Annotated in this window: 17 protein-coding genes; 11 read left to right on the top strand and 6 right to left on the bottom strand. The window is 61.5% G+C overall.

Going from position 1 to position 22017, the window contains the following annotated elements:
- The first annotated feature begins 455 nt into the window (after positions 1 to 455).
- From ACSQ9I_RS31235 to ACSQ9I_RS31225, 3 genes are all read left to right on the top strand, one after another.
- Positions 456 to 632, top strand: a complete 177-nt coding sequence (locus ACSQ9I_RS31235; RefSeq protein WP_436297066.1) for a hypothetical protein — start codon at positions 456 to 458, stop codon at positions 630 to 632.
- 159 nt (positions 633 to 791) lie between these two features.
- The gene (locus ACSQ9I_RS31230; RefSeq protein ID WP_436297285.1) at positions 792 to 1613 is read left to right on the top strand and encodes an SDR family oxidoreductase; all 822 of its coding nucleotides are present in this window, start codon (positions 792 to 794) and stop codon (positions 1611 to 1613) included.
- Between the two features lie 229 nt (positions 1614 to 1842).
- Positions 1843 to 2823: an IS5 family transposase gene (locus tag ACSQ9I_RS31225; RefSeq protein WP_436313353.1), complete on the top strand. Its 981-nt coding sequence runs from the start codon at positions 1843 to 1845 to the stop codon at positions 2821 to 2823.
- 274 nt (positions 2824 to 3097) lie between these two features.
- Here ACSQ9I_RS31225 and ACSQ9I_RS31220 read toward each other — a convergent pair whose 3' ends face one another.
- From ACSQ9I_RS31220 to ACSQ9I_RS31210, 3 genes are all read right to left on the bottom strand, one after another.
- Positions 3098 to 4747, bottom strand: a complete 1650-nt coding sequence (locus ACSQ9I_RS31220; protein WP_436315959.1) for a 3-(methylthio)propionyl-CoA ligase — start codon at positions 4745 to 4747, stop codon at positions 3098 to 3100.
- A 544-nt stretch (positions 4748 to 5291) separates the two neighbouring features.
- Entirely contained in the window at positions 5292 to 6134 is an 843-nt protein-coding gene (locus ACSQ9I_RS31215) for an HpcH/HpaI aldolase family protein (protein ID WP_436315958.1), read from the bottom strand.
- A gap of 69 nt (positions 6135 to 6203) precedes the next feature.
- Positions 6204 to 8198: an aconitase family protein gene (locus tag ACSQ9I_RS31210; protein ID WP_436315956.1), complete on the bottom strand. Its 1995-nt coding sequence runs from the start codon at positions 8196 to 8198 to the stop codon at positions 6204 to 6206.
- 698 nt (positions 8199 to 8896) lie between these two features.
- Here ACSQ9I_RS31210 and ACSQ9I_RS31205 point away from each other — a divergent pair.
- From ACSQ9I_RS31205 to tnpB, 3 genes are all read left to right on the top strand, one after another.
- Complete coding sequence (locus tag ACSQ9I_RS31205; RefSeq protein WP_436298218.1) at positions 8897 to 10261, top strand: IS1380 family transposase; 1365 nt, start codon at positions 8897 to 8899, stop codon at positions 10259 to 10261.
- 479 nt (positions 10262 to 10740) lie between these two features.
- On the top strand, positions 10741 to 11130 hold the full coding sequence (gene tnpA / locus ACSQ9I_RS31200) for an IS66-like element accessory protein TnpA (protein WP_436315955.1): 390 nt from the start codon (positions 10741 to 10743) through the stop codon (positions 11128 to 11130).
- Positions 11079 to 11468, top strand: a complete 390-nt coding sequence (gene tnpB / locus ACSQ9I_RS31195) for an IS66 family insertion sequence element accessory protein TnpB (RefSeq protein ID WP_436317079.1) — start codon at positions 11079 to 11081, stop codon at positions 11466 to 11468. Before tnpA ends, tnpB begins: the two co-directional genes overlap by 52 nt.
- Before the next feature lie 11 nt (positions 11469 to 11479).
- Here tnpB and ACSQ9I_RS31190 read toward each other — a convergent pair whose 3' ends face one another.
- A complete protein-coding gene (locus ACSQ9I_RS31190) occupies positions 11480 to 11767 on the bottom strand; it encodes a helix-turn-helix domain-containing protein (protein WP_436315953.1) in 288 nt (95 codons plus the stop codon).
- A 186-nt stretch (positions 11768 to 11953) separates the two neighbouring features.
- Between ACSQ9I_RS31190 and tnpC the strand changes: the two genes are divergently transcribed.
- The 4 genes from tnpC to ACSQ9I_RS31170 all read left to right on the top strand — a co-directional run bounded on the left by tnpC (position 11954) and on the right by ACSQ9I_RS31170 (position 18704).
- On the top strand, positions 11954 to 13585 hold the full coding sequence (tnpC, locus tag ACSQ9I_RS31185; RefSeq protein ID WP_436315951.1) for an IS66 family transposase: 1632 nt from the start codon (positions 11954 to 11956) through the stop codon (positions 13583 to 13585).
- A 257-nt stretch (positions 13586 to 13842) separates the two neighbouring features.
- Complete coding sequence (locus tag ACSQ9I_RS31180) at positions 13843 to 14838, top strand: tripartite tricarboxylate transporter substrate-binding protein (protein ID WP_436315950.1); 996 nt, start codon at positions 13843 to 13845, stop codon at positions 14836 to 14838.
- A 55-nt stretch (positions 14839 to 14893) separates the two neighbouring features.
- A complete protein-coding gene (locus ACSQ9I_RS31175; RefSeq protein ID WP_436315949.1) occupies positions 14894 to 16336 on the top strand; it encodes an aldehyde dehydrogenase family protein in 1443 nt (480 codons plus the stop codon).
- A gap of 412 nt (positions 16337 to 16748) precedes the next feature.
- On the top strand, positions 16749 to 18704 hold the full coding sequence (locus ACSQ9I_RS31170; protein WP_436315948.1) for a tannase/feruloyl esterase family alpha/beta hydrolase: 1956 nt from the start codon (positions 16749 to 16751) through the stop codon (positions 18702 to 18704).
- A gap of 50 nt (positions 18705 to 18754) precedes the next feature.
- Here the strand turns inward: ACSQ9I_RS31170 and ACSQ9I_RS31165 are convergent, their stop codons facing one another.
- Complete coding sequence (locus tag ACSQ9I_RS31165) at positions 18755 to 19768, bottom strand: Bug family tripartite tricarboxylate transporter substrate binding protein (RefSeq protein WP_436315947.1); 1014 nt, start codon at positions 19766 to 19768, stop codon at positions 18755 to 18757.
- A 200-nt stretch (positions 19769 to 19968) separates the two neighbouring features.
- Here ACSQ9I_RS31165 and ACSQ9I_RS31160 point away from each other — a divergent pair, with 200 nt between their 5' ends.
- The gene (locus tag ACSQ9I_RS31160; RefSeq protein ID WP_436315946.1) at positions 19969 to 20937 is read left to right on the top strand and encodes an SMP-30/gluconolactonase/LRE family protein; all 969 of its coding nucleotides are present in this window, start codon (positions 19969 to 19971) and stop codon (positions 20935 to 20937) included.
- Between the two features lie 19 nt (positions 20938 to 20956).
- On the opposite strand, the gene ACSQ9I_RS31155 is transcribed toward ACSQ9I_RS31160, so the two are convergent.
- Positions 20957 to 21919, bottom strand: a complete 963-nt coding sequence (locus ACSQ9I_RS31155; RefSeq protein ID WP_436315945.1) for a LysR family transcriptional regulator — start codon at positions 21917 to 21919, stop codon at positions 20957 to 20959.
- Positions 21920 to 22017: the final 98 nt, after the last annotated feature.

Here is a 22017-nt window from a genome sequence, read left to right as displayed (position 1 = left end):
TCTTCGGGGCAATGAACACGAAGCCGATCTCGCCGCGGCCACTTCCCGCCGGGTCGTCTCCCCGCCATCCGGAAGACGAGGTCGAAGCCATACCTGTTGAAGCCCAGCGGCTTCATTCGCAGCAAGGGATCCGGCTTTCGGCGGCAAGCCCAGCGGGCTCAATGTGCCCCGGAGCCCGTTGCGAGGCGACCCACCTTGGCGCCCGTGCCCCGGGCGCTAGCACTGGCCGCGGGACCGTCTTCCGCGCGTTTGGCATACCTTGCAGACTCACCACCAAGCGAAACAGGTTGTGAATCAGTGGCAGCCTGAACGGGAGCGCTGACCGATCAGACGCAGCGTAGGCATCGCGGATCTGCGGGTCGTCCTGCGCGCAGTAGCCGTTCGTCTGATCGCCCAGTCGGTGGCAAGTGCGGATTTCCCCACCGCCCGCAGGGCAGACCGTAGCCAGAAACGTGATGCCGAACATCCTGCTGATGGCGGTGATCGGAGGTCTCAGCACGGTGTATGGCGCGGCTCTCGGCGTGGTGCTGTTCACCGTGGCCAAGAACTACCTGCAGTTGCTCCTGAAGACTATCAGCGGCGGCCTTTCGGGCCTGCCGGTGGTCGCGCATCTGTTCGCCCCCGAACCCTAAATGCTGTGGTTCGGCTTTGTCTCCCGTGCTGACGGTCTGCTTTTTCCCCAGCGGCATCATCGGCAAGCTTCGCCAGCACGCGGCGCGGCGTTAGCCAATCGGCACAAGACCCCGGCCGGCGTTCCCTGGAAGATGGCGCTCGATTTACCGAGAGGCAACATGAACACGCTCAAGGACAAGACGCTCTTCATCACCGGCGCCAGCCGCGGAATCGGCAAGGCCATCGCGTTGCGCGCCGCCCGCGACGGCGCCCGTATCGTGATCGCCGCCAAGACGGCCGAGCCGGATCCGCGTCTGCCGGGCACGATCTTCAGCGCCGCAGAAGAGATCGAGTCCGCCGGCGGCCAGGCGCTGCCCGTGATTGTCGACGTGCGCGACGAGGCGCAAGTGCAGGCCGCCGTCGATCAGGCGGTGGCGCGCTTCGGCGGCCTCGACGTGCTGGTCAACAACGCCAGCGCGATCCACCCGCATGGCGTGCTGCAAACGCCGGTGAAGAGATATGACCTGATGATGGACATCAACGTGCGCGGCAGCTTCGTGTGCGCCCAAGCCTGCCTGCCGCACCTGCTGAAGTCAACGAACGCCCATGTGCTGAGCCTGTCGCCGCCGATCAACCTGAACCCGCGCTGGCTGGGCGTCCACGCTGCCTACACGATGTCCAAGTACGGCATGAGCCTGCTAGCACTCGGGGTGGCCGAAGAATTCCGCGACCGCGGCGTCGCGGCCAACACACTGTGGCCACGCACGTTGATCGCGACGTCGGCATTGAACCTCGCCGCGCCTGGCCCGGCGGCGCGAGCGCGCACGCCCGAGATCATGGCCGAAGCCGCGTACTGGATCCTCACCCGGGACAGCCGACAGCTCAGCGGGCAGAGCTTCATCGACGAGGAAGTGCTGCGTGGCACCGGCGTCACGGACTTCGAACGCTACGCGGCGCAACCCGGCGGCACCCTCGAACTGGACTACTTCGTCGAGACCTGAAGCAGCGCCGGTCGGGCCGACGTTCAGCCCTGCTTCGACAAGGTGCCCATGAACTTGCAGAGGACCTGCAGCATCACTTCGTCAGCACCGCACCTCCGTGTCGCAGAAGATGCGCGGATCCATCAGGCCGCCTTGCGCCGGCGCCATCACGACCTAGGGCAAGTCTGATCAAGTCCCCTGGCCCGTGGCTTGCTGTGTTGAAGGCATAGTCATAGCGAGAGTGCCGAACATGAAGCAGCAGACATTGGCGATGGCGGCGGACCAGGGTGCGGGATTCGAACGATTTCGTCGTCGCACCAAGCGCGAGGACTTTCTGAAGGCCATGGACGCGATCGTTCCGTGGGCCGCGTTGTGCGCAGTGATCGAGCCGCACTATCCCAAGGCTGGCAATGGGCGCCCTCCAATCGGACTGGAGCGCATGCTGCGCATCCACCTGCTGCAGCACTGGTTCAACCTGGCTGACAACGCGGTTGAGGAGGCGTTGTATGACATCGCCAGCCTGCGCAGCTTTGTGGGCATCGACCTGGGTGTCGAGCGGGTGCCTGACGAGACCACGGTGCTGAAGTTCCGCCATCTGCTGGACAAACACGACCTGGGCAAGAAGCTGTTTGACGAAGTGGGCAAGGTGCTGCAGTCCAGCGGCTTCCAGATCAAGACCGGCACCATCGTGGATGCAACACTCATTGGCGCACCGAGTTCGACCAAGAACGCAGACAAGGCGCGAGACCCCGAGATGCACCAGACGCGCAAGGGGATGCAATGGCACTTCGGCATGAAATTGCACATTGGCGTGGACAGCCAGAGCGGGCTGGTACACAGCGCCGTGGTGACGGCTGCCAACGTGCATGACAAGCATCCACTGCCCGACTTGCTGCACGGCAACGAGCGCCGCGTCTACGGCGACAGCGCCTACGCGAGCCAGAAGGACCTGATTCGGGGCAAGGCGCCGAACGCGCTGGACTTCACCAACCAGCGCACGCGCAAGGCGGGGTGCGAGGTCGACGAGGTGAAGAAGGCGAAGAACCGCAACAAGTCGAAGATTCGCTCGCGGGTCGAACATGTCTTCGCGGTGGTCAAGCGCTTGTGGGGTTTCAACAAGGTGCGATATCGAGGCCTCGCGAAGAACGCGACCCGGGCGTTCGTGGCGCTGGCGATGGCCAACATCTATCTGGCGAGGCAACCACTGTTGGCACAAATGCGTGCAAAGTGAACCAGGAGTGGGCCAATGGCCCCCAGCCAGAGTCCGAACGGGCCAATTCGCCTTTGAATGCGCCCCACAATCGATCAGACAGCAGTGAAATCGCCGGATTTCACGTCGCCCGCAAGCCATCACCACTGTTCAACGAAAACAGTGGCTTGATCAGCGTTGCCTTAGATTCATCTGGGAGCGCCTCGCCCGGAGTAGCTAGCGCCTCTTGAGAAAGGTCAGAATCCGGCCATGAGCGGACGTAGCGCACGCCTGTCCTTGATGATGGCGGAGTAGCTCATGCCTGATCCTCAGGCAGCTTGTAGTCCTTCAGCATTTCGCGCAGCCGGGTCTTGAGGATCTTGCCGGTCGCGCCAATTGGAATTGCATCAACAAACACCACGTCGTCGGGGATCTGCCACTTGGCCGTCTTGCCCTCGTAGAACTTCAGCAGCTCCTCTCGCGCGACTTCGGCGTTGGGCTTCTTTACCACCGCGATGATCGGCCGCTCGTCCCACTTGGGGTGCGCCACGCCGATGCACGCGGCCATGGCGACAGCCGGGTGCGCGACGGCGATGTTCTCGATCTCGATGGAACTGATCCACTCGCCGCCGGACTTGATCACGTCCTTGCTGCGGTCGGTGATCTGAAGGTAGCCGTCCGGATCGATGGTGGCGACGTCGCCGGTGGGGAACCAGCCGCGACCCTGCTCGTCGGGAACCAGCGGATCGCCGCCCTCGCCCTTGAAGTATTCCTTCACGATCCACGGGCCCTTGACCAACAGGTCGCCATAGGCCTTGCTGTCCCAAGGCAGCTCCTTGCCGTTGCCGTCGACGATCTTCATGTCGACGCCGAAGATGGCGCGGCCCTGCTTCATGCGGATCTGCAGCTGCGCGTCGGCGGGCAGCGACAGGTGTTTGTTCTTGAGCGTGCACAGCGTGCCGAGCGGGCTCATCTCGGTCATGCCCCAGGCATGCAGCACCTCGACGTTGTAGTTCTCCTGGAACGCCGTGATCATGGCCGGCGGGCAAGCCGAGCCGCCGATGACGGTGCGGTTGAGCTTGCTGAACTTCAGGCCGTTGGCCTGCATGTGGCCCAGCATCATCTGCCACACCGTGGGCACACCGGCCGCGAAGGTCACGCCTTCGGCCTCGATGAGTTCGTACACCGACTTGCCGTCCAGCGAAGGGCCCGGGAACACGAGCTTGCAGCCCACCAGCGCGGCCGAGTACGGAATGCCCCAGGCGTTGACGTGGAACATCGGCACCACAGGCAGCACCGAGTCTTGCGCCGAGATCCGCATCACGTCGGGCAGCGCGGCGGCGTAGGCGTGCAGCATGGTCGAGCGGTGGCTGTACAGCGCGGCCTTCGGGTTGCCCGTGGTGCCGCTCGTGTAGCACATGCTCGAGGCCGAGTTCTCGTCGAAGGTGGGCCAGTCGTAGCTGGTGGATTGCGCGCCCATCCAGGCTTCGTAGCTCACCAGGTTGGGCACGCCGCTGTCGGCCGGCAGCTTGTCGGCATCGCAAAGTGCAACCCATTTCCGGATCGTGGGACAACGCGCATGCACCGCCTGCACGAGTGGCAGGAAGCTCAGGTCGAAGCACAGGATCTGGTCGTCGGCGTGGTTGGCGATCCAGGCGATCTGGTCAGGGTGCAGGCGCGGATTGATGGTGTGCAGCACGCGGCCTGTGCCGCTCACGCCGTAGTACAGCTCCAGATGGCGGTAGCCGTTCCAGGCCAGGGTGGCGATGCGGTCGCTGAACAGCAGTTGCTCGCTGTCCAGCGCATTGGCTACCTGCCTGGCGCGCGATGCGATGTCGCTCCAAGTGCAGCGGTGGATATCACCCTCGACACGACGCGAGACGATCTCGCCGTCGCCGTTGTGGCGCTCGACGAACTCGATCAGCGACGAGATCAAAAGCGGTTGGTCTTGCATCAAACCCAGCATGAATATGTCCTCAATTGGAAGAAATTGGCGCAGCGCCGTGGACCACCGTCTGACCATCTCGTCCAGGCAGCGCCACGGCAAGCGATTTCGGAAATCACCGCTTGTTCGCGTTGTGAGGGACTGAGCGCAGAAACAAGTTCAGCGCACCCGCCCGCATGTCGCCAGTCCTGCAGTGCCGGGTCCTCTGGTCTGCTCGCTCGCGGGGATCAGCAAGAGCCGGCTATTTGCAAGCTGGGTGATTCCACGCTCAGCGATGCCGGTCTCGGATGGATTTCGTTCGTCGTCGGCCGAGTTGATAGCAAGTACATGTGCTCGGATTCGGTCGAGCCCGGCCGACGGGTCGTAGTCGCGCGAAGCCTCCCATTGGTAGAGCAAATCGTTGGCATCGCTGCTGAACGGTAATGCCCCGTCGGGCCTCCAGCCAGTCGTCTAGCACACCAAAGAAGGCCATCTCCCCCGGCGCAGTTTCTCGAGTGATCATCGGCAGAGAAAGCGCGCTCAAGCGACGAAATCTTCAATATAAGCATGCGTTGATACCAAATTTTCAAGTCTCATTCCGCTCAAATTCCGCGTTCGAGTGAATGGGGAGTTCGAGGGCCTTCTTATAGTCCTTGACTGCTCGCTCCGCGTCCGACCTCATGGCGCCAATATCGGTCGCAGCGGTAATGAAGTTGAATCCGAAATCAATGCTCTTCCGAATGCCGCCGGTGCCTGAAACAAGCAAGCCAACGATCAATCCTCGGCGTTTTGCGTGACTCACGATGGAGGACACCGCGGCATCTAAAACTTCATCTTCGAATAGCTTCGCCCTTGGTCGCCCGAGAGACATCGCTAAGTCCATGGTTCCCAGGTAAATCCCCGTCAGCCCCTCAACTTCGGTGATCGCTTCGATGTTCTCAACTCCTCGGGCGGTTTCGATCATCGCGAATGTAGCGATGCTGGAGTTTGCCTGCTCCAAGTACTCACTTCCATACTGACTTAGCGGCAGTATGGGCCCAAAGCTTCTGCAGCCAACGGGGGGGTAGTAGGCGTATTCGACCAAGCGTTCGGCTTGCTCCCTCGTCTCTATCATTGGACAGGTCACGCCCATTGCTCCGGCATCTAGCATTTGCATGATGACTCCCTCGTCCAGTGCTGGCACCCTAACCAGGGGAGTCACATCTAAGCGGCTAAGCAATTGAAGCATGGGAATTGCTTCGGAGTACCCAATCAATCCATGTTGTAGGTCGACCGTGACACAGTCAAAACCCTGAGATGCAAATATCTCGGCACCAAAGGTGCCTGGCATCATGCAATAGCCATTGCTCACTGCAGCGCCGGCTGCGGCGGCACGTTGCTTGAGGGAGATGAGGGGGAGGCGCATAGTTTTGTCGTCAGTTCTCGTCATTCAAATCCACGCGCGAAAGGTCAAGCACGTTGAGGCCGGCTAGCGAACCGGCTGAAGCGTAGTCCTTCGTCATTTCTCCAGCGGAAGGCTTGCCTTGTCGGCGCCGATGGCTTGCTCATCGAAACGTGACTTGAGTTCGGCAAACGACAACAACTCGCCGCCGATCGCACTTGCCGCAACGGTAGGCGGACTGGCGAGCCAGATCTGACCCGGACCAGAGCGACCGGGAAAATTGCGGTTCTGCGCGCTCACCGTGACCTGGTCGGACCTCAGCGACGCTCCCGGGCCGGAGTTGGCACAGGCGCCGCAGTCGGGCAGAAGGACGGTTGCGCCGACCCGCTGAAACGTCTCCGAATAGCCCTTGGCCTCGCAGTAGTCGCGGACCGCCATCGTGCCGAACTGAAGGTAGAACTCAACGCCCTCTGCCACCCTCATGCCTCGGTCGGCCGCCCAAGATAAGACGGCATGATAGGCATCGAAGTCTTCTCGCTTCCCGCCAGTACATGACCCCGCAAAGGCGATGTCAATCTTCGGCCGTTCGGTCAGGCTGGAAAGTGGGATGCCGTTTCCGGGATCGCCCGGCGCAGCGACCATCGGGGACAGAAGCGCCGTCTCGACAACGATGGTGTCCGAATAGCTCGCGCCCGGGTCACTCTTCATCCAGGGCTCGAGCGTAAAGTCAATGCCGCGCCTTTCACGCAGGAACTCGCACGTCTTCTCATCGGGCTCGACAATCCCAGCAAACCCGCCGAGTTCTGCCACCATGTTTGTCAACGTCGTTCGCTCGTCGATCGACAAATAGCGCATGCTCGTGCCGGAAAACTCGAATACCTTTCCGAGCCCGAGTCCTCCTCGAATCTTGGGATGCGCGAGCAGGTTCAGGGCGAGGTCCTTGCCGGTGATGCCTGCCGGCACCTCGCCATTGAACTCAATGCGCAGCGTTTCGGGCACCGTGATACGCACTGCGCCTGTCAGCATGGCGCTGGCCATGTCAGTTGTGCCCACTCCGAAGGCCAAACAGCCAAGCGCTCCCGAATGAGGAGTGTGGGAATCAGTTCCTACCAATACTTGGCCAGGTAGCGCATATCGCTCTGCCATGAGGGGATGGCAGATGCCCTCGGACCCGCCGGGCCCCGGCAGGTAACCGTGTGAACGAATGCCATACTCCTTCAGGAACTCTTCATGGGTTTCGTGCATGACTCTCATGCGCACCGGCGGTTTACCTGGATGAACGTATTTGGGATGCCGATCGATATACGAAGCGTGCTCGGCGAATCCCAAGATAGAGGGGACGTCAACGAGCTTCAACGGCCGACCAAAGGTGGCATGCATCATGTGAGCTGCCATTCCGGTATAGACCTCAATGATGTAACGCCAGTCCGCGCGGACGAACGCACCTTGTCCTGGAATCAGCTCGCCACTGGTGTGATTAGTTTCAACAACGTTCCGCGCCAATATCTTTTGCGTGAGTGTCAAGGGTCGGTGATCGACCTCCGACACGTGACTGCGTCGCACCGATTTCAAGTGCTCGCGCCCATAAAGGAGCAGCCCGCCCATGCGCAAGATGGAGGCCGCCAACTTGTCCCGCGGCGCAAGCAGTTCTTCGATATCGATTGGCTCGCCGCGCTGAATGCGCTCAATCAGACCAAAATCCGTTGAGGTGTAGAGGCCGACGTTGTCAGCGTTCTGGCGATAGATTCGCTCGAAGCTTTCGGCAATAACCAAGCGTATCCCTGCATATCGCTCGGCCACCGGACTATGCTCACGTGAGGAGCCTTTGCCATACCGTCGACCACCAACGGTGACTGAAAATTTCCCCGCGAGCGCGGCATCCTTGTTGATGGGTTGGGTGTCTCCGGCGCTAAAACCTGTGTAGACGTGTCGGCCCAACTGTTCATCGACATAGACCAAGGATGGGCCCGGGGTAATCTCGTCAGTCGAGATGTCATTGCGCAGTTGCCCCGCATCGCCGAGGCTCAAGTTCGTGCCGGACAACTGGGCTCGCACCTTCTCCCCGTCATTACAAAGAAAAAGAATACGGCCAGGAAGTTCGAGGTGGGTCATTGCTGTCTCTCCATCTCTACGAGTCTAAGTTTCGTCGGAGCTTGAAGAACTTCCCGTTGCGCAGCCTCCCATTCTCCAAATGCGAAGTGACCCTGCCAGCACTCGGCAGGAACAAGGAACCTACTCTCGCGCACAGGGATACGCAGTCACCGCTTGCTGGTCCCACGCTGCCTTGCGCGGGGCCTTGTTGCGTCCGGGTATCGATGGTCAGCGCTTCAGCCTCCGCGCCGAGGAGAGGACGCAGCGCCTCGAGCACGCCAAATAGCGAGACGAGAGAGCTTCGGCCTCTCAGCCGCCACTACGATGACGGCACCGTGGTCGCTGAAGTCAACGGGGGCTGAAGGCGCTCTCAATACAGGGTGCCGGGACGCTTGCGTTGCAGCTTACGTCTGCGCGCTTCTCACGCTCAGACAACAGCCGTTCAAGACGTGTGGTGCTCTGGCGTTCTTGATCGATGCCGCTATCCTCGTGAACGACGAACGGGCGGCTGCGAAATGGGAAGTTCTTAACCCAGGCAAAGGACCCTACATTCCCTACGCGCCCTTGAGGTCGATATCTATCAAAGACCTGGATCCGTGAGCTCACGAGCGAAAGTGGTTCACCCTGCGGGTGCGGGTGATTCGAGGTAGTTTGGTAAACGCGAGACAGGTGCGGCGCGTTCATGCTGCTGTTGCAAACGCAGTCCCTGAATCTTTCGAATGCGCCCCTTCATCGTCAAGCAACTCGACTACGACCTTACGCCGGTGGCCGGCCTGGCGCTGGTGGGTCATTATCTGAATCGACTCGCACCGGTGTTCAAGCAACTCGATGCCGCATTGCCCGTGAGAAGTGGCGTTGCCAACAGCGACATCCTGCGCAGCTACCTGGGCCTGCTGGTGCAAGGCAAGTCGGACTTCGATGCGATCGAGAACTTCCGCGGCGATGCCTTCTTCAAGCAGGCGCTGGGCATCAAGCTGCTGCCCTCCAGCCCGACGCTGCGCCAGCGCATGGACGCCCGCGCTGTCGAGCTGTTTGACTTCCTGCCAGTGCTGATCGAGACGCTGCTGTCCGACGTGCGGCTCGACTATGGCGTCTTGCCTTGCGGCTGGCTGGCGCTGGACGTGGACACCTTCGCGATGGACAACGGCGGCACTGTCAAGGACGGCGTGGGCCGTACCTATGCAGGCGTCGATGGCTACTGTCCGCTGGCGGCGTACCTCGGCTCGCACGGGTTCTGCCTGGAGCTGGCGCTGCGCCCGGGCGTGCAGCACTCGGCGTCGGAGACGCAATTCAACTTCGAGCGTGTGATCCCGATGGCGCAGCGCCTGAGTGCGGCCGGTCCGAAGGCGCCGATCCTGGCGCGGCTGGACGCGGGCTTCGACTCCACAGCGCTGATGCGCGAGATCGAGTCGTACAACCGCGCAGGCGTGCCGCAGCTGAACTGGCTGATCAAGTGGAACCCGCGCACGAGCGACGTGGCGGCGCTGGCCGAGCGGCTTGAGGCCGACGCCACCACGCTCTGGGAGCATCCCCGCGCGGGCAAACGCGTGACGCTGTGGGAACAGGCGCTGGAGATCGAAGGCATCGAGCGGCCCCTGCGCCGCGTGCTGCGCCTGACCGAGCGCACCATCGATGCGCAGGGCCAGTTGTTGATCGAGCCCAAGCTCACGCTGGAGGGCTGGAGCACGAGCCTGAGCGCCAAACAGTTCGATGCGAAAGCCGTCATCGCGCTGTACGCCGACCACGGCACGCATGAGCAGTTCCACTCCGAATTCAAGACCGACCTCGATCTGGAGCGGCTGCCCTCGGGCAAGTTCGACACCAATTACGTCGTGTGCGAGCTGGCTGCGTTGGCGATGAACATCCTGCGCTTGATGGGCCAGGCCGGCCTGCATGGGCCGGATGCGCCGGTGCGCCATGCGGCCAAGCGCCGGCGCATCAAGACCGTGATGCAGGAACTCGTTTACCGCGCCGGGCGACTCATCGAACATGGTCGGCAATTGATCCTCGGGCTGGGGGCCAATGACCGTGCAGCAAGGGCCTTCGCGCGCGTACACGGCGAGTTGTTTGCCGCGTGCGGATAGCGCGACGCAAAGACGCCTGTTACTCCCCACGGATTCCAAAATCGTGCGTCCAACGCACGTTGCGGCGTCGGTGATGTGCCGCCAACCAAGTTCGAAGGCACAAACCACTTGCCCCGTGGAGCCAACTTGCCGGCGTCGTCCGTGTGCGCGGGCATCATCGGTCGCGATCTCGTGGCAGTGGGCATCACAGTCGAGCAGACTCGCTCAGCTCGTCACTGAGCTCACGGATTCAGGAAAGACATTGGTACCGGATCGTAGCGCGACTGGTTAGAAGATGTGATGGGGATTGCCATTGCACTACACGCTTGCGCCAAGAGGCACAGAAACTTGAAGGTTGAGCCCGCGGCGAGCGATGCGTGGAGGAGCGTTGCCCACGAATGGCGTACCGGTGTCCGAGGTATGTAAGCGTCCAGCCGCGGCACCTTGATTGCGACGGATCGTTTTAGGATGCTCGTGTCCACTAAGTTTTTGGCGGACACGTGCACACTATTTCCAACGAGGCCAGCGCTGGCCGTCGACGCCGACGCACACATAGCGCCGAGTTCAAGGCGCAAGTCGTCGCGGCATGCAGCTCGCCTGGCGTATCGATCGCTGCGGTGTCGATGGCCCATGGCGTCAACGCGAACCTGGCCCGCCGCTGGGTTCTTCAGGCCGAGCGGCGTGGGGGCGCCGCGTTGGCGAGGGCTGCAAACAGCGCTGTGCTCGCCGCCTTCGTGCCAGTGCAGTTGCCAGTGCAGTTGCCGCCCGCCGAGGCTGAGCCCGCAGCGATCCGCATCGAACTACGTCAAGGCACGACCGCCATCACCGTGAGTTGGCCGTGCGCCGCCGCGTCGCAGTGTGCGGCCTGGATGCGGGAGCTGCTGCGGTGATTCGGATCGACGCCGTCTGGCTGGCGGTCGAGCCCATCGACATGCGCGCCGGCACGGAGCGACTGCTGGCGAGCGTGGTACAGGTCTTCGGCGCCGCGCAGGCTCATCACGGGTACCTGTTCGCCAACGCCCGTTCATCGCGCATCAGGCTCTTGGTGCACGATGGCTTCGGGGTGTGGTGCGCCGCCCGACGACTGAACAAAGGCAGCTTCGAGTGGCCGCGCAACGTCGCAGCCGACGCCGCACCGCTGGCGCTGACCAAGGATCAATTCGACGCTCTGGTGCTCGGACTGCCCTGGCAGCGCCTGGAGCAAATGAGAGTGATCACGCGGATGTGATCGAGTGCAGATCAACGCTGAGCTGGCTCGGGATGCACCCGGGGGCGTCCCGGGCGGACCCGCTCGTCCAGGCCTGCCAATCGATCCTTGAAGAAGCGCTTGCGCCATTGGCTGACCACTTCACGGCGCGTATCCAGGCGAGCGGCGATCTCGTCGTTGTCGATGCCCTGGGCGGCCATCAAGATCATCTTGGCGCGAATCACCTCAAAATAGGGCAACGTATATCGAACCGCCCGCCGGTTCAACTCGGCAGCCTCTGCGGTCGACAACTCAATGTGGAATGGGCTTCTTCTCGGCATCTCAATACCTTAAACGATCTTCGACGACCTTCAACGCAGAGGCTTCCAGTGCTCTGTTGAACTGGACCTTGCACGGCCAATTTAATACGTTATTATATTTATGCAAAAGCCTAGCGCAAAGACGGCCCCGCGGCAATCCAAACATGCACCGATAACCGCGTCGATGTGGGCCCGCACAATACGCACATGCTCGATACGCAGCAGCTCAAAGCCGAAGACCTGAAGGGTCTGAGCCCGGGCGAATTGACAGCTCTGGCCGTGCAAATGCTGGCCCACATCGGGGAGCAGACCAAGCACATCGACGCGCTGGACAAGCGGGTCAACTCGCAGGCCCAAGGCATCAAGTGGCGTGACGCCAAGATCGAGAGCATCACGTTCCAGCTCGCCAAGCTCAAGGCCTGGCGGTTCGGTGCCAAGACCGAGCGCATGAACGCCGAGCAGCGCGAGATCTTCGAGGAGACCTTCGCCGCCGACCAGGCGAGCCTGGAAGCTCAGCTCGCTGCCCTGCAGAGCAGCACCCCCGACGGCTCCCCAGGCGACAGAGCACCCGAGGACCAGAAGCGCCGCCAGCCCAAGCGCGAAGCACTGCCGGCGCACCTGCCGCGCGTGGACCAGCGCATCGAACCGGAGGACACCCGCTGCCCGACGCCCGAATGCCGCCAACCGATGGTGCGCGTGGGCGAGGACATCAGCGAACGGCTGGACATTGTGCCGGCGCAATTCTTCGTGCAGCGGCAAATCCGCGGCAAGTGGGCGTGCAAGTGCTGCCAGCTGCTGGTGCAGGAGCCGGCCGCCCCGCAGGTCTTCGACAACGCGCTGCCAACGCCGGGCCTGCAGGCCCATACGGCGATCAGCCGCTTCGTCGACCACATTCCGTACTATCGGCTGGAGCAGATCAATGCCCGCTCGGGTGTGCACACCCCGCGCTCGACGCTGGCGGCCTGGGGCGGACAGACCGGTGCGCAATTGATGCCGCTGTACGACGCGCACCGGGTGTTCGTGCTCAGTTCGCGCATCGTTCAAGCCGACGAGACGCCCATCTCCATGCTGGACCCCGGTGCGGGCAAGACCAAGAAGGCCTACATGTGGGCCTACGCACGCGGCGCCTTCGACCCCGAGCCCGGGGTGGTGTTCGACTTCTGTCTTGGGCGAGGCGGCAAGTACCCGAGCGAGTTCCTCAAGGGCTGGTCCGGCACGCTCGTCGTCGATGCCTACGCGGCCTATGACGGTGTCCTGTCGCTCGAAGGGCGCAGCACAGCTTTTTGTTATGCGCATGCGAGACGGAAATTCGACGAACTCATCAAGACCGCACCCAAAGCGAGCCCGGTGGCCGCCGAGGCGATACAGCGCATCGCATGGCTGTACAGAATCGAGGCCGACGCCAGGGAATTGACCTGCGAGGAGCGGCTGCAGATGCGGCGGGAGCGGTCCAAGCCATTGTGGGATCAGTTGCATCTGTGGCTCAAACTCGAGCGCACGCGCGTGCCCGACGGTGGCGCGATCGCCAAGGCGATTGACTACAGCTTGAACCGCTGGGAAGGGTTCGGTCGCTTCCTGCTCGATGGCGACGTGCCGCTGGACAACAATCACTGTGAGAATCGGATGCGGCCTTGGGCCCTTGGTCGCCGCAATTGGCTCTTCATTGGAAGTCAACTGGCCGGCGAGCGCGCTGCTGTCGTGATGAGCTTGCTTCAGTCGGCCAAGCTCAACGGGCACGAGCCTTGGGCCTACCTGAAGGACGTCCTCACCCGCATGCCGACGCAGTTGAACAGCCGGATCGAGGAGTTGCTGCCCCACCGGTGGCAGCCTGCCGGCTGAGCTCGACCAGGTCGACCACAGGCGCCGCGCCGAGACGGCCGCGGCTCGACCGACAACGAACACGGTCCGCACGACGACGCCGAGCCAGCGCGAGGCAAACACCATTGCCTTCGCCCAAGCCGCATCCACCATGTTCGTCATGGACGCGATGCTCAGCCACCAGCCACGTCACCTCAAGATGCCACGGCCAGCCGCTTACCGAGGTATCGCGAAGCGAGCTGTTCACCTGAGCACGAGAACATAAAGAAGGAGACAAGATGCCTCGAAAGTTGATTCACTCCGGCCGTCACTACGCAACTGTGATCGTGCTGGCCTGCTTGTCCATTGCGACAACAGCAACGGCGTTCGCCCAGAATTCAAGGAGCGGGCAACTTCGCCTTATCGTTCCGAACCAAGCGGGGTCAGGCAACGATGCCTTTGCAAGGGCGATTACGGGGGCATTGGCTTCGTCATTCGAGCGCGCGGTCGTGATCGAGAATCTTCCGGGCTCAGGCGGAATGATCGGCACGCAGCAGGTTGCGCGCGCGCCAAAGGACGGCTCTGTGCTTGGTCTGGTTTCATCAAATCTGGTGATCAATCCGTTCATCTACAAGTCTGTCCCCTTTGATGTGTCGCGAGACATCACGATCATCTCGGTCGTTGCGTCGGGTCCACTTGCTTTGGTTACGAACCCGAAGAAGGTCAATGCCCGGTCTACCAGAGAGCTGATCGCCGAGCTGAAGGCCGATCCGAAGCGGTTCTCTTATGGCTCAGCCGGCAATGGAACAGCGTTGCACCTGGCTGCTGAATACTTCCTCAGTGAGGCAGGAGTGCAGATCCAGCACATCCCTTACAAGGGGGCTGCTGCGCAGATGACAGACATCATGAGCGGGGAAGTGGACTTCGGAATGCTGCCGCTGGTCATGATCGAGCAGCAGGTGAAGGCTGGAAGACTGCGCCCCATCGCGGTTACTACAGCGCAGCGCAGTTCATTCATGCCCGAGATACCGACGTTCGCAGAGAGCGGGTTACCTGGCATCAATCTCGACGCCTGGATAGCGGTGATTGGGCCGGCTGGAATGCCGGCACCTGTCGTCGCAGACGCATATCGGCGGGTTCAAAAGACTCTGTCCACGCCGGAGGTGCGCGCGTATCAGCTAGCGCAAGGGGGCCTGCCCCCATCTCTAACGCTGGAACAGTCGCGTGACTTCCTTGCCAGCGAACTGGAGAAGCACGGCAAGCTCGTTAAGCGCACCGGCGCAACGGTGGACTAGCGGTAGACAGCGCAAGGTGCCTGTCGAGGTCTTATTGTCAACTTGGAAAATCAAAATGCTTCAATTGAATGGCTCATACATTTCAGGTGCCTGGTGCAAGAGCCTCCCGGACGCGCCCACCATTCCTATTGTCAATCCCGCCAGCGGCGAGATCATTGGGACGGTTAGCCAAGCCTCCACCTCCGACGTAAATCGAGCTGTCGAGGCCGCCGCAGCAGCATTCAACGAATACTCGCATGCTCCGCTGCAGGAGCGACTCGGCTATCTACAGGCCATCGCGGCGGCATATGAAAGGCGAATGGAGGACATGGCCCGCGCAATCACGCAGGATATGGGCGCTCCGTATGCAACCCTGTCCGTCAAGGTCCAAGCGGCGATCGGGCTCGGACATTTCATGACGGCTCTTCAGGTCGCTCAGACATACCCCTGGCAGGAGCATCACGGATCCACGCTCTTGGTGAGAGAGCCTGTCGGTGTCTGCGCCATGATCACGCCGTGGAACTGGCCGATGAACCAGATAGCCTGCAAGGTTGCGCCCGCGCTTGCCAGCGGATGCACGATCGTTCTGAAGCCCAGCGAACTGGCGCCAGCCTGTGCAAACGTCTTTGCAGAGATATTGCATGAAGCGAAGCTGCCGTCTGGTGTCTTCAACATGGTTCATGGCAGGGGAGAAGATATTGGACCCATCCTCTCCGCCCACCCATTGGTCGACATGGTGTCCCTCACGGGATCGCAGCGTGCCGGGAGCTCTGTGTCTTCCTTTGCCGCAGCTTCGATAAAGAAGGTCTCTCTCGAATTGGGCGGCAAGTCAGCCAACATCATCCTTGGCGACGCCGACCTAGAAAAAGCTGTGACGCACGGCGTACTGGCGATGATGCAGAACAGCGGCCAGAGCTGCAACGCACCGTCCCGAATGCTTGTGCCGGCGAACCGAATCCAAGACGCTGAGCGCATCGCAGCGGCGGCCCTCACAAAGCTGGTTGTAGGAGATCCGATGAGCAGCGATACCAACATCGGTCCGATCTCCAATGAGCGTCAATACCAACGCGTACAAGCGTTGATTCAGACCGGCATCGACGAGGGCGCGCATCTGGTCTCCGGTGGGCTCGGACGACCTGAGGGCTTGAACCAAGGGTTCTATGCGCGGCCAACTGTGTTCAGCCGGGCAAACAACCGCATGACGATTGCACGCGAGGAGATCTTCGGACCGGTGTTGACCATCATTCCATACGAAGATGAAGAGAGCGCGATTTCGATCGCCAACGACAGTCCATTCGGCCTCTCTGGATATGTCTACGGCGGCACGGTGGAGCGGGCGCGGGAGGTCGCCTTGCGCCTACGCACTGGCATGGTCCATTTGAACGGAGCCCCGCCAGATCTCGCCGCTCCTTTCGGCGGATACAAACAGTCCGGCATCGGCCGGGAATGGGGCCGCGCCGGATTTGACGAGTTCGTCGAGACTAAAGCGGTGATGGGCGCGCAGTCGAATCACAATTGAAACGCTGGTAGCCGAGAAGCAGTTGTGGCGGCACATCGAGCACTACATGCAGCGGGCCCATGCGCGTCGACACATGAGCGAAGTCGAAGGCCTTGATCCAGCGCTTGGCCAGGTCACCTCGTCGCTGGTTAGATCGCTTTTTTCGCCGACTCGTTCGCGTTCTGGAACGCGCGCAGCGCCGGCAACACCTCACTACCCAATTGCTGGTCGAGCTCGCGTCGGAAGCGCTGCTCCGCTATCTTGACTGAATCGACGCTACCGGTTTCTACCTACAGCGTGTGAGCATCGCGAATGCCGAAGGCGAACCTCGCCCAGTTGCTGCGTTCATCGAGACCCTCTGGGGTTAATGCCGATCACGCGCTCGACGAGACCCCTTATGCCATATGAGCGCTTTATGCCCATGCCATGGGCCATGAAGATTCGCGGCGTGCTCGCCTACGTCAGCGCCAGAACCCTTCCGGTTGTGGTCTGCACCATCAACGAAGACCCACGGAGACAAAACATGATGTGCTATCAATTCCAATCTTCGCCGACAAGAACTGGCTCGGCGGTCATTCGAGCAACCATCCTCGCGTCGCTCCCTGCGCTTGCCGCTTGTGCCGGCGGTGGTGGTGGCGGTGCCTTCAACAACGTCATCGCCGGCGCAACTCCGCCGCCGCCAACTGCACCTGCCGCGCCAGCGAATCTTTCATGCGACGACAATCTGAAGACGGCCTTCAGGCCTGACTCCGCGACGAGCGTCTTGCTCGTGAAGCAGTTCAAGGCTGGTGAGCCTCTCCTCCTGTCCGGTACTGCCACCGCGTCCACGCCAAGGGCCGGCGCGGACACTTGCGTGGTGAAGCTGTTGGTTGGTCCTGGCAATCCGGGACCAGCCGGAGCGCCCTCGACGACAGCTGGCATCGGCATCGAAGTGTGGCTGCCGAACGCCTCGGCTTGGAACGAGCGCATCCGGGTCTACGGCAATGGTGGGTTCGCTGGCAGCGACGAGACGAACCTGGCCAAGTTGGGCAATGGTGGCAGTGGCAGCCCGATCCCCGTCAAGGTGGCAGCCGTTGCGAAAGGCTTCGTTATCTCGACATCCGACGACGGCCATTTCGGCAGCGGAGGTGCGTTCCTGATGAATCCGGATGCGAGCATTAACACGGTCGTGTGGAAAGACTTCTCGGAGCGCGCGACCCACGAGCTCGCGGCCAAGACGAAGCTGCTGGCCAAGGCCTTCTACGGCAAGCCGTACAAGTACGCCTACTGGGATGGGTTTTCTCAAGGTGGCCGACAGGCTCTGAAGATGGCGCAGGTGTTCCCGGACGAATTCGACGGCATTCTCGCCGGCGCGCCAGCGGTCAACTGGGTCCGGCTTTTTTCCGGACTTGTGTACCCGCAGGTGGTCATGCAGCGGGACCTGGGCGCACCCATTGCGACTTCCAAGCTGAATGCTGTCACCAAAAGTGCCATCAATGCTTGTGGCGGCGCGTCCCTCGGTTTTCTGATCGATCCACTCTCATGCCGCTATGACCCTACGAAGGACGCCGCCGCACTTTGCACTAGCGTCACTGGCAACGCGGGAGTCGTCGGCTCCAACTCGGACGCGAGCTGCGTCAGCCTCGCCGAGGCAACCGCAATCAACAAGATGTGGTACGGCCAAACGAAGGATGGCAGCGCGCCTGATTCGGCGATCGAGATCGACAGCACGCCCGTCTTGAACAACAGCAATCGCGTGTGGTTCGGACAAACCCGTGGGTCAAGCCTCGCCGCGCTTGCCGGGCCGACACCCGTGAGTCTCGGCACCGACCAATTGGCCCTTACATTGCAGGACCCCACATACGCTACGCCAGACTTTGTCAACGCTGTCAGCAATGGCCAGGACAAGTGGAAGACGGTGAGTTATGACCAGTTGGCGGACGCGACAGCAAAGGGACTTCTGCTGCAGCCGCAATTCAGCAATATCAACACCGACAACCCGGACCTCAGCGCTTTCAGGGCACGCAAGGGAAAGTTGATCATGTACCACGGGTTGGCCGATAACCTCATCATGCCGAACGGATCGGTCAACTACTACTCACGCGTCTTGGATGCCATGGGCGGGTTGGCGGAAGTCCAGACCTTCTATCGCTTCTATCTCGTTCCGGCGTTGTCGCACACCGGTGCTTTCGTCGGCGCTCCTACCGAGCCGCTTCCGCAACCGGCATCGGGTCGGGATGAAATGTTCACTAACCTGCAAAACTGGGTGGAGAAAGGCGTCGCGCCAGACCGGATCGACGTCTCGTCGCCCAACGCAGCTGTCTCTCTGCCCCTTTGCATGTATCCGAAAAAGATCACTTACAGCGGCTCAGGCGCAGCGACGAGTGCCGGGAGCTATAGGTGTAGTTAGGTTGCTCGTGATGGATTGCTGTTCGCGCGACGGGCCCTTTCGCGAAGCGCTTAGTCCAGCTTGATCGCCATGGGCTTGACAATGCTCTCCCAGAACGCCACTTGCTCGCGGCCGAACGCAGTCACCTCGGAACCAGTCTTGAGGAAAACCTGAGCGCCGATGGTTTCGAACTTTGACTTAGCGTCCGGCGACTCAAGGGCTGACTGCGCGGCATGCGCCAAGCGCGTCACCGCGGCCTCGGGTGTGCCTGCGGGGACGGCAAGAGCAAACCAGAGGGAGATGGGGACATTCTTGACCTCCAGTTCATCGAGGGTGGGTACGTCAGGAAGTTGGGCCAACCGCTTCTCGGTGGCGACAGCGAGGATCTTGATCCGTCCGGACGCGGCGAAGGATCTTGCGGAGCCGAAGTCGACCAACGCGGCCCCGATTGTTCCAGTCGACAGGTCCGTCAGAATGTTACCCATTCCGCGATAAGGCACGTGCTGCATCTTTGTGCCGGTTCGCGTCTGCAGCAGTTCCATCCCCACGTGCAGCGGCGATCCGACGCCAGGGGAACCGTAGCTGATCTTTCCTGGGTCGGCCTTCGCGGACTGGATGAAATCCTGAAAGCTCTTGCTTGGGCTGTCGCCAGGCACCGCCAGTACGAGCGGAAGGCGCACCAGCGTGGCGACGAGTTTCAGGTCTTTGGGAGCGGCATATGCCAGCTTGCTGAAAACCAGATGCGCGGTCGTGAAGTTCGAATTATCAATCGTCAAGACGGTGTAACCGTCCGGGGCGGACTGGGCGACGTAACCGGTCCCGATGGTACCTGCGGCGCCCGTTCGGTTGTCCACAACGATCGGCTGTTTCAGGGCGGTCGCCATTCCCGCGGACACGATCCGCGTCACGGCATCCATGCCGCCGCCTGCGGAGACGGGAACCACCCACTTTATCGGCTTGTCGGGGTATGTCGTGGTCTGCGCCCATGTTTCCGCTGCAGCCATCGCGAGAATGGGGGAGCACAGAGTGCTCAATATGGTCTTGGTCACGGCACGGCGACCGGGCTGGGTATTAGGATGGTTCAAGGTTGTCTCCTGGAGTATTTATGGATCGAACGGCACTCGCCGTTCATCCTAATTTCGCCGGCTGCTGCCACGGTGGTCATTCATCAGCAGGCCATTCGCGAATGAAGAAGCGACATGAGGCTGATTCGCGGAATGCCACGGGCATCCTGGCGAAGAAGAACGCTGAAGCGCCAGAGCGACGCTAGACTTTGCGCGGTTATATGGAAGACCCTTGCACCCACCCCATCAAGCTGGATTTCCACGGCGAGCACCTTTCACGACCGGAAAGTGTCCTGGTGACGGGCAATGGCCGCGTGTTCGTGTCGGATCATGAGGTCGGTGTGCTCGAGTTGGGTTGCCCGCGTCGACCTTTGGTGGGCCCGCCGAAAGACTTCGTGCCGAACGGCTTTGCGCTCCTGGAAAGTGGCGAGTTTCTGATCGCCAACTTGGGTGGAGAAGGAGGCGTCTGGAAGTTGGACGCATCACGCAGTCCCTCGCCATTCCTGATGGAAGTGGAGCGACAAAGCATGAGGAACACCAACTTCGTCATGCTGGATCACAAGGGCCGGCTCTGGATCACCGTATGCACCCGTCAAACGCCCAGGGAGCTGGCGTTCGACCGACGAATTGCCGACGGCTACATTGCTGTCGTTGACGCGCAGGGGGCACGTGTTGTCGCCGACGGGTTGGCGTTCGCGAACGAGTGCCGCATGCACCCTGGCGGCGAGTGGCTCTACGTGAACGAGTCGGTCGGGCGCCGACTCGTGCGTTTCAGGATCCACGAGGAATCGGGGCGGGTGGCCCTGGGTGCCAAGGAATGCGTCCACGAATTTGGTGACGGAGACTTCCCGGACGGGCTTGCGTTCGACTGCCTTGGCGGCGCCTGGGTCGCATGTGTCATCTCGAACCGCGTGATCCGCATTTCGCCTAGCGGGGAGAAGCAGGTCGTGCTGGACGACTCGGACTATGAACTCAATGCACTTGCCGAAGCCAGCTTCGCAAAGTTAGGTATCGAAAAATCCGTATTCGAGATGGGGATGCGCCGCGGCCTTGGAAATGTTTCCAGCGTCGCCTTCGGAGGAGCCGACCTGCGCACCGTCTACCTGGGCTCTCTCGGTGGTGACCGCTTGGCAAGCTTCCGCTCCGAAGTTGCAGGCCACCAGCTCGCACATTGGCAGTTCGGGAGTTGAAGGTGCGCGCGGGAGCGCTCTACCTTGAATTTCTGGCGTCGGTGAGAAACGTAGTCAGCGCCGTCAGCGCGACGGAGTGGGGGCGCGCCGCCAGTGTGAGGATGCACAGATCTCGTTCCGCCCACTTGTCCACGATCGGGACTGAGCGGACCCGTTCCGCATCCTCATAGGGCCAGACCATTCCCGAGGGTTGTATCGCCACGCCGAGGCCGGCGCGGACGAGACTGCGTGCGGCCTCGCCAGAAGCAACTCGATACTTGGGCTGGTATTTCATCTTCAGCTGTGCCGCCGCCTGTTCCAGCAGCCGGGTCATTCCGCTCTTTGTGCCGCTGCCAATGAGATCGGTCCCGAGCAGGTCCAGAAACGTCAACTTTTCCGCATTGGCGAGAGGATGCAGCACACTGACCACCGCCACCAGGCGGTCTGTGCGATAGGGCTGGATCGATAGCTTGGGCGAGGGATCGAGTGGCGGCGCACAGATTCCGACGTCGGCTATACCGGACGCCACAGCGTGTTCGACCTCAACTGAATTGCCCTCGTCAATGTCCAGCGTCACTGATGGAAAGTTGCGGCTGAACGTGCCCAGGTCCTCGGCCAGGTATTCCGCGAGCGCGGACGCGTTGGCCCAGAGCCGCACGTGCCCCTGAACACCCACGACGAAGTCACCGAGTTCATGGTGGAGGTCATCGATGGCGGCCAGGATGCGCTTCACGTGAGAATCCACTATCTCGCCTGCCGCTGTCAGGCGGGTCCCCTTCGGGTCGCGGTACATCAGCCTGAAGCCGAGCGTGTCCTCCAACTGCTGGATTCGCTTCGTGACGGCCGAAGGAGCGATCGATTCGCGGACCGCAGCCCGTCCGATATTTCGCTCCTCGGTAATAGAAGCAAACAAGCGCAGCGTCATGAGATCCAACTTGCGGATCCACGTCCGCACGTTCATGGGGACCATTCGCGTTCGATCAACCTTGGCTTCATTCGACATCTCTGCTCCCGTTATAGCGCAGTGAGAAATTGCGGAGCCTTGGACCACTTCCCCGCGCCCAAGCGGCGGGGGAGACGGTAGGCACGGACCGCTTGGAG

Source organism: Variovorax sp. LjRoot84, from assembly GCF_964254305.1.
Taxonomy (GTDB): Bacteria; Pseudomonadota; Gammaproteobacteria; order Burkholderiales; family Burkholderiaceae_C; genus Variovorax.
The sequence above is the reverse complement of the archived record's forward strand: the minus strand, read 5'-3'. Positions and strand labels throughout refer to the sequence as shown.

Bases quoted from the DNA above. Each gene is read 5' to 3' on its own strand.
- ACSQ9I_RS31235 (WP_436297066.1), top strand. From the start codon at position 456: ATGCCGAACATCCTGCTGATGGCGGTGATCGGAGGTCTCAGCACGGTG.
- ACSQ9I_RS31230 (WP_436297285.1), top strand. From the start codon at position 792: ATGAACACGCTCAAGGACAAGACGCTCTTCATCACCGGCGCCAGCCGC.
- ACSQ9I_RS31225 (WP_436313353.1), top strand. From the start codon at position 1,843: ATGAAGCAGCAGACATTGGCGATGGCGGCGGACCAGGGTGCGGGATTC.
- ACSQ9I_RS31220 (WP_436315959.1), bottom strand. From the start codon at position 4,747: ATGCTGGGTTTGATGCAAGACCAACCGCTTTTGATCTCGTCGCTGATC.
- ACSQ9I_RS31215 (WP_436315958.1), bottom strand. From the start codon at position 6,134: ATGACGAGAACTGACGACAAAACTATGCGCCTCCCCCTCATCTCCCTC.
- ACSQ9I_RS31210 (WP_436315956.1), bottom strand. From the start codon at position 8,198: ATGACCCACCTCGAACTTCCTGGCCGTATTCTTTTTCTTTGTAATGAC.
- ACSQ9I_RS31205 (WP_436298218.1), top strand. From the start codon at position 8,897: ATGCGCCCCTTCATCGTCAAGCAACTCGACTACGACCTTACGCCGGTG.
- ACSQ9I_RS31190 (WP_436315953.1), bottom strand. From the start codon at position 11,767: ATGCCGAGAAGAAGCCCATTCCACATTGAGTTGTCGACCGCAGAGGCT.
- tnpC (WP_436315951.1), top strand. From the start codon at position 11,954: ATGCTCGATACGCAGCAGCTCAAAGCCGAAGACCTGAAGGGTCTGAGC.
- ACSQ9I_RS31180 (WP_436315950.1), top strand. From the start codon at position 13,843: ATGCCTCGAAAGTTGATTCACTCCGGCCGTCACTACGCAACTGTGATC.
- ACSQ9I_RS31175 (WP_436315949.1), top strand. From the start codon at position 14,894: ATGCTTCAATTGAATGGCTCATACATTTCAGGTGCCTGGTGCAAGAGC.
- ACSQ9I_RS31170 (WP_436315948.1), top strand. From the start codon at position 16,749: ATGAAGATTCGCGGCGTGCTCGCCTACGTCAGCGCCAGAACCCTTCCG.
- ACSQ9I_RS31160 (WP_436315946.1), top strand. From the start codon at position 19,969: ATGGAAGACCCTTGCACCCACCCCATCAAGCTGGATTTCCACGGCGAG.
- ACSQ9I_RS31155 (WP_436315945.1), bottom strand. From the start codon at position 21,919: ATGTCGAATGAAGCCAAGGTTGATCGAACGCGAATGGTCCCCATGAAC.